General features: G+C 40.7%; 1 protein-coding gene. It reads left to right on the top strand.

Annotated elements, in window-relative coordinates:
• Positions 1 to 112: 112 nt before the first annotated feature.
• Positions 113 to 814: POTRA domain-containing protein (locus ACFINO_RS09865; RefSeq protein ID WP_375655636.1), on the top strand; the 702-nt coding region annotated here is incomplete at its 3' end.

The following is an 814-nucleotide window of genomic DNA, read 5'->3' as shown; positions in this document are numbered from 1 at the left end:
GGTATCACTTTTCTTTGGTTACGGCATGTGCTTTTGTTAAAAGCGTCATAGGGTCGTGGCTGTTTTGAGTGGTATTGTTAGAGGTTCATGAAGTTCTTTTAAACAATGCTTCATGAATGGTGCAAAGCGGGGGCAATTTGTATTGTTATTCATCTTTTTACGCCAAAGTTCTCTTTTGAGAATTTTTCTTGCCATTTTAGTGTTATTTGACTTGTTTCATGGCGTAATGGTTTATGGTCGGTCTTTTTCTGTTTTATCCCCACATTCTCCAACGGAGAATTTTTCTCGCGGATATTCAGAGAAGCAGCAATTGGAAAGCATTGAGAATTTACGTGCTTTAACGCCTAAAGGCATGACAAGGCCTTTTGAAGGAAAGCCGAGAGCACTTTGGGGGAGTGGGTACTGCTTTCCAATTCATGATATTATTGTTGATGGGGTTTATCATCTCAAGAAGAGTTCTATAGCAGCTGTAACAGGTCCTTATGTTGGAAGATGTATAGGTCTTTCTGATATCCAGTTTTTAATCAAGCAGTTAACCCAGATTTATTTGGATCAAGGCTATATCACGGCGCGTTTTTATATCCCAGATCAGGATATCAAAAGCAGCAAGGCGCTCAAACTTGTTGTGGTTGAGGGCAAGCTTTCGGATATTTATTACAATGGTTTACCAGCTTCTTCTCATAATTATGTTGTCTGGAGTGCTTTTCCGGGTTTGGAAGGGCATATTCTGAATATGCGCGATATTGAGCAGGGGCTTGATCAAATCAACAGGCTTTTTTCAGGGCATGCTCAAAGCGAACTTCTCCCAGGTCGT

The organism is Bartonella sp. AA83SXKL, from assembly GCF_042196965.1.
GTDB lineage: Bacteria > Pseudomonadota > Alphaproteobacteria > Rhizobiales > Rhizobiaceae > Bartonella.
This window is presented reverse-complemented; position numbering and strand designations above follow the sequence as displayed.